The sequence below is a fragment of the Streptococcus equinus ATCC 9812 genome (assembly GCF_000187265.1).
Taxonomy (GTDB): domain Bacteria; phylum Bacillota; class Bacilli; order Lactobacillales; family Streptococcaceae; genus Streptococcus; species Streptococcus equinus.
In genome coordinates this window covers 1,064,071-1,070,431 of sequence record NZ_GL698429.1, presented here as the reverse complement: position 1 = coordinate 1,070,431, position 6,361 = coordinate 1,064,071, and the positions used below count along the sequence as shown (strand labels likewise).

The window sequence follows — 6,361 nt, the reverse complement described above, 5'->3', positions numbered from 1 at the left end:
AAATTAATTTTTTGAAGTAAGTAAACTAAAAAACTAAGTTTACAATTGAAACTTGTTTTTTTATGTTTAAGCTTTTTTTACTTTATGTAAGATGAATCCTACGATAAATCCTACAACTGCAAAGCTAATCCATTCCATTGAGAATTGACCAAGTGGAATGATGTTGTTAAAGAAGTTTACAAGACTTGCTGGCAAGTGGAAAAGTCCAGTTTGTTTAGCAAGCGTTGAGATGGCATCGTAAAGTGCTGGGATAGCTGTGAAAGCAATTGTCAGTTGATAAACGATACGATCTTTTTCAAAGAATTTCGCTAGTAAAGAAAGTAGGATAATAACGACTGTCAGTGGGTATAACAAGTAAAGTACTGGAAGTGACCATTTGATGAGGTCAGTTAGACCACCGAAGTAGAAGAATAGAGCAATCAAAGTAAAGACAGTTGCCCAAGTAACGTGAGAAACTTTTGGTTGCAATTTGTGGAAGTATTCAGCACAAGCAGTGATTAATCCAGTTGATGTTGTTAGACATGCAAGGAAAATAGCTGCAGCTAGAATAATTTGTCCGATGCTTCCAAGATAGAAGTGAGCAGCTTGTCCGAGAATATTACCACCATCGATTGGGTCACCTTTTAACATGAAGTGTCCGTTAGTGAAATCAAATAGATTTTGTGAAGATGCTCCGATACGACCAACGAAGATGTAGATAAGAGCAAGAAGTGCAGTGGCAATTAATCCAGATTTGAATGTTAAAGCAGCGATTTCAGATTGTTCTTTTGCACCATGCGATTTGCTGGCATCGATAACGATAATGGCGAAGGCAAGCGAAGCAAGAGCATCCATCGTACCATAACCTTGGATAAGTCCTGCTACAAACGGAACGTCTTTGAATGCGTTGCTGATATCGCTAGCAGCGTTGTAAGCTGGTCCAATGTCACCAGCAGGTTTGACAAATGATGCGATAACTAAAATAGCAATGATAATCAAAAGAGATGGTGTTAAATATTTACCAATACGATCAGCGATTTTATTTGGCTTGATAGCCAAGATATAAGAAATTCCAAAGAAAATTAAACCGTAAATGACTTTTGCAGTAGTATTGTCACCAAAGATAGGTTGAATACCGATTGAAAATGATGTCGCACCCGTTCTTGGGATGGCAAAGAATGGACCAATTGATAAGTAAAGTACGATTGAAAATAGTAAAGCATATTGACGTGAGACTGGACGTGCGAAATCTTCAATATCACTAGCTCCTGAATAGGCAACAGCTACAACCCCTAACAGAGGAAGTGTAACACCAGTTAAACAGAACCCAAGAATGGCAAGAGCCAAGTTACTTCCAGAGTAAATTCCTAAAAATGCTGGATAGATGAGATTACCAGCTCCAAAGAATAGAGCAAATAGCATGAAACCTATGATAATATAAATGTTTTTTACGGGTTTCATTAATGTCCTCCTAATAAACATACGATATAATATTTTATTGAGATAATTTTTCTCATTTTACAAAATTCCATGAAGAATATTATATCGAACTCCAAAACACTCGTCAATAGAAGAAAAATACTGAATTTTTTTGAAAAAGTTGCTTAAGCCTGATATGGCGAGGCTTAGCAATGTTAGAAAAAATCACAAAACTTTCAAAAAATTGAGAAATTCCGTGTTTTAAGCGCTACTAAAAGGCGAAAAACGCCTTCGTTGGTTTGACGAAGTTCTTCTTTTATATTATGATTAAAATCGATAATTATTTTTTTGAGGAGCTACCATGAAACGATTTATTAGTGTTTGGAATAGAACTAGCCTAATCAAACGAATCATCATTGGTGTTATTCTTGGATTTATTTTAGGAATGACAGTTCCTAAATTATCAGGAATTGGTATTTTAGGTGATTTATTTGTTGGTGGGCTTAAAGCGGTAGCGCCATTACTTGTCTTTGTTTTGGTTGCTAGTGCATTGTCACAAAATGAAAAGGGACAAAAGACCAATATGTCAACGATTATTGGACTTTATCTTGTTGGGACCTTAGCAGCTGCCTTAGTTGCAGTTGTGGTTAACTACCTTTTCCCAATTACTCTCACCTTGGATACTGCCACGCAACCAAAATTGTCATCTCCTGAAGGAGTTGGGCAAGTTTTCCACAGTCTTTTATTAAAAATGGTTGATAACCCAATTAATGCATTGGGGTCAGCTAACTATATCGGTGTCTTAACTTGGGCAGTTATCTTTGGACTTGCTTTTAGAAATTCTAGTAAAACAACTAAAGACATGTTACAAACAATGGCAGAAGTTACTTCACAAGTGGTTCGTTGGATTATTAATCTAGCGCCATTTGGTATCTTAGGTCTTGTCTTTAAAACAATCTCAGACAATGGGGTTAAGATTTTAGCAAACTACGGTTTCTTGATTTTAGCTCTTGTTGGGACAATGTTTTTTGTAGCCCTGGTCGTTAATCCATTTATTGCGTTTATCTTCATGCGTAAAAATCCATACCCATTGGTTTTCCGTTGCTTGAAAGATTCTGGTTTGACAGCTTTCTTTACACGAAGTTCAGCTGCTAACATTCCAGTTAACATGAAACTTTGTGAAGACTTAGGTTTGGATGAAGATACTTATAAAGTATCAATTCCGCTTGGAGCAACTATCAATATGGGTGGTGCTGCCATTACAATTAACGTCTTGACGCTTGCTGCGGTTAATACACTTGGTATTCATGTTGATTTTCCAACAGCATTCTTGCTAAGTGTCTTATCAGCTGTGTCAGCCTGCGGAGCTTCAGGGGTTACTGGAGGGTCACTTCTTTTAGTTCCTGTGGCATGTAGCTTATTTGGTATTTCAAATGACCTAGCAATGCAAGTTGTCGGCGTTGGATTTATCGTCGGTGTTGTTCAAGATTCATGTGAAACAGCACTTAACTCTTCAACAGATGTTCTCTTTACAGCGGTTGCTGAAAAATCTGTTTGGAGTAAAAAGAAAAAAGTTAAAAATTAAAAAAATAGCTGAGTAGTGCTCGGCTATTTTTCATTACTTTAAAACTTAGACTTGCATAAAACGTTTTTATGGCTGGTTCAAAGAATAATCATCTTTAAAATATGTCTCATTTATGGTAAAATAAGACGGCATAAAGGTAAGAATTTTAAAGTATTTTACTTAGAAAATAGATAAGAAAGTTATTAAAGGAGAACGAGTTGTGAAGAATAATTCTATCAAGACTGTCGTAGCAATAGGTATCGGAGCTGCGCTGTTTATCATTATTGGGACATTGATTAACATTCCAACCCCTATTCCAAATACAAATCTGCAACTGCAATATGCTGTTTTAGCTTTGTTTGCTGTGGTTTATGGTCCAACAGTTGGTTTCTTTACAGGTTTTATTGGTCATGCTTTAAAAGATGCACTTCAATATGGTTCACCATGGTGGACTTGGGTTCTTGTGAGCGGACTTATTGGCCTAGCTATCGGATTGGTATCTAAAAAGATTAATATTGAAAAGGGTCAATTAACTGGAAAAGATTACGCTTGGTTTAACGGTGCACAAATTTTGGCTAACATTATTGGATGGGCTGTTATTGCACCATATGGCGATATTTTAGTTTACAGTGAGCCAGCTAGTAAGGTATTTACACAAGGAATTTTGTCAGCTGTGCTTAATAGTTTGACGATTGTCATTGGTGGTTCTTTGCTTTTAGCGGTTTATACAAAAACACGCACACAATCAGGCAGTTTGACAAAAGATTAAGGGTTAATCTTAACTGCGATAATTTACATTCTAGTATTATTTCAGCTCGTTTTCGAGCTGTTTTTTAAGGAGTAGGATGACAAGTTTGTCCTACTCTTAATCATTTTTTAGGAGAAACGTTATGAAACCCCTTATTGAATTTAAGGATTTCACTTTTAAATATGATGCTCAAGCAGAGCCGACGCTAAAGTATCTTAATTTAACCATTGAGAGAGGACAAAAAGTCTTAATTGTCGGTCCATCAGGCTCTGGGAAGTCAACTATCGGGCAGTGTCTTAATGGTATTATTCCAAATATTCATCATGGTGAAAAAACTGGGCAATTTACCATTGCAGGTAAGGATGCTTTCGACTTGTCTATTTATGATAAATCACATTTGGTTTCTACAGTTTTACAAGATCCAGATGGACAGTTTATTGGGCTAACTGTAGCTGAAGATTTGGCATTTGCACTTGAAAATGACTGTCTTCCTCTGAAGGAAATGCGAGAAAAAGTTGATTATTGGGCTGATAAGCTTGATTTGAAGACATTCTTAAATAACCGTCCGCAGGATTTATCAGGTGGTCAAAAGCAGCGAGTGAGTTTGGCAGGTGTTTTGATTGACGAAAGTCCAATCTTACTTTTTGATGAGCCGCTTGCTAATCTTGATCCAAAATCAGGACAAGAAACGATTGAATTGATTGATCGCATCCACCAAGAAGGCAAGGCAACGACGATTATTATCGAGCACCGCTTGGAAGATGTGCTTTATCGTCATGTGGATAAAGTGGTTTTAGTCAATGATGGTCGTATTGTATTTGATGGTCAGCCAGACGAGTTGTTAAAGAGTGAGCTGCTAGTTGAAAATGGCATCCGCGAACCGCTTTATATCACAGCTTTAAAAAATTTAAATGTTGATGTGAGAAAAGCGGAGCATTTATCAGACATTAATCAACTAGATTTGTCAGATATTACAGTAAAAGGCTTGAGTCAATCTAGTGACGTTGTTCAAAAGGAAAATATTTTAGAGGCTAATCATCTTGAATTTTCATATGATGACGGCAAGAAGATTTTAAACGATATTAGTTTTGCTATTCATAAGGGTGAACGCATTGCCATTGTTGGAAAAAACGGTGCAGGAAAATCAACCCTAGCGAAAGCCTTGTGCCAATTCATCAGACCAGACGGTGAGATTCTCTACCAAGGGAATTCTATCATGAGTGACTCAATTAAAGAACGTGCTGAGAAGATTGGCTACGTTCTTCAAAATCCAAATCAAATGATTAGTCAGACGATGATTTTTGATGAAGTTGCGCTTGGTCTTCGTTTGCGAGGTATCAGTGTGCAAGAAATTGAACAACGTGTTTTAGAGACTTTGAAAGTGTGTGGTTTGTACGAATTCCGTAATTGGCCAATTTCAGCTCTTTCTTTTGGTCAGAAGAAACGTGTTACGATTGCTTCAGTTTTAGTTATGAATCCTGAAATCATCTTACTTGATGAGCCAACAGCAGGGCAAGATAAGAAGCACTATACAGAAATCATGACTTTCCTCAATCAGTTAAATAAAGCAGGCCACACGATTATTATGATTACACATGATATGCAGCTGATGCTCGAGTATTCTGATCGAAGTATTGTGATTAGTGACGGTGAAATCATTGCAGACTGCATGCCGGTTGATTTATTTAGTCAGGTTGATATTTTGGATAGAGCTAATCTGAAAAAGACAAGTCTATTTGATTTGGCGGAGAAATTAGGAATCAATCCAATTGACTTGACACATTACTACATTAAGCAACAAGGAGGATGCCGTGGCTAATCATTTTATTGGTTATCAAAGTGGGCGAGGGTTCTTGTATCAATTATCTGGCGCCAGCAAATTAATCTTCTTTATTTTGGTTTCTGTGGCTTGTATGACAACCTATGATACACGATTGATTGCTGTTGTTGGTTTGTCATCGCTTATCTTGTTTAAGATGGCAGATATTCGTTGGAAACAAATTTCGTTTGTTATCAAGTTTATTGGCTTTTTTGCGCTTTTAAATGTTTTGATGGTTTATGTGTTTGAACCAAGTTATGGTGAGCACATTTACGGTGCTAAAACGGTTTTGTTGCAAGGTTATGGTCGTTTTTATCTGACAAGCCAAGAATTATTTTATTTGTTTAATCTAGCTTTGAAATATTTTTGTACAGTACCTTTAGCTGTGCTATTTCTCATGACAACACACCCTAGTCAATTTGCCTCAAGTCTTAATCAAATTGGTGTGCCTTACAAGGTTGCTTATGCGGTAAGTTTGACATTGCGCTATATTCCAGATGTTCAGGAAGAATTTTACATGATTCGAATGTCACAAGAGGCGCGTGGTCTTGAATTGTCCCAAAAAGAAAAGTTGATGAAGCGTGTCAAAGGTAATCTTCAGATTATCATTCCGTTGATTTTTAGTTCTTTAGAGCGAATTGATACGGTCTCAACGGCGATGGAATTACGACGTTTTGGGAAAAATAAAAAGCGTACTTGGTACACTTATAAAACTTTCACAGTGGCAGATATTTTGACAATCACTGTATCTGTTATACTTGTTCTTATCACAGTTTTATTATTTGAATGGAATCATGGACGTTTTTACAATCCATGGAAATAAAAAAGGCTC

The 6,361-nt window shown here is 36.7% G+C and carries 5 protein-coding genes; 4 read left to right on the top strand and 1 reads right to left on the bottom strand.

Annotation, left to right across the window (positions count from 1 at the left end; genetic code table 11):
- Positions 1-66 precede the first annotated feature (66 nt).
- Complete coding sequence (gene brnQ, locus HMPREF0819_RS05130; RefSeq protein ID WP_004233065.1) at positions 67-1,440, bottom strand: branched-chain amino acid transport system II carrier protein; 1,374 nt, start codon at positions 1,438-1,440, stop codon at positions 67-69.
- A gap of 319 nt (positions 1,441-1,759) precedes the next feature.
- Here brnQ and sstT point away from each other — a divergent pair, with 319 nt between their 5' ends.
- The 4 genes from sstT (at position 1,760) to HMPREF0819_RS05110 (ending at position 6,352) form a co-directional block, all read left to right on the top strand.
- Positions 1,760-2,983 carry a serine/threonine transporter SstT gene (gene sstT, locus HMPREF0819_RS05125; RefSeq protein WP_004233062.1) on the top strand — a complete coding sequence of 408 codons (1,224 nt, stop codon included), beginning with the start codon at positions 1,760-1,762 and terminating at the stop codon, positions 2,981-2,983.
- 199 nt (positions 2,984-3,182) lie between these two features.
- Positions 3,183-3,731 (top strand): ECF-type riboflavin transporter substrate-binding protein, encoded by a 549-nt coding sequence (locus tag HMPREF0819_RS05120; RefSeq protein WP_004233060.1) that lies wholly within the window; start codon positions 3,183-3,185, stop codon positions 3,729-3,731.
- Positions 3,732-3,852: 121 nt separating this feature from the next.
- Positions 3,853-5,529 (top strand): ABC transporter ATP-binding protein, encoded by a 1,677-nt coding sequence (locus HMPREF0819_RS05115; protein ID WP_004233058.1) that lies wholly within the window; start codon positions 3,853-3,855, stop codon positions 5,527-5,529.
- The gene (locus HMPREF0819_RS05110) at positions 5,522-6,352 is read left to right on the top strand and encodes an energy-coupling factor transporter transmembrane component T family protein (RefSeq protein ID WP_004233056.1); all 831 of its coding nucleotides are present in this window, start codon (positions 5,522-5,524) and stop codon (positions 6,350-6,352) included. Before HMPREF0819_RS05115 ends, HMPREF0819_RS05110 begins: the two co-directional genes overlap by 8 nt.
- Positions 6,353-6,361: the final 9 nt, after the last annotated feature.

What these genes read in the sequence shown, in the direction of transcription:
- brnQ (WP_004233065.1), bottom strand. Translation starts at nt 1,440, where the DNA reads ATGAAACCCGTAAAAAACATTTATATTATCATAGGTTTCATGCTATTT.
- sstT (WP_004233062.1), top strand. Translation starts at nt 1,760, where the DNA reads ATGAAACGATTTATTAGTGTTTGGAATAGAACTAGCCTAATCAAACGA.
- HMPREF0819_RS05115 (WP_004233058.1), top strand. Translation starts at nt 3,853, where the DNA reads ATGAAACCCCTTATTGAATTTAAGGATTTCACTTTTAAATATGATGCT.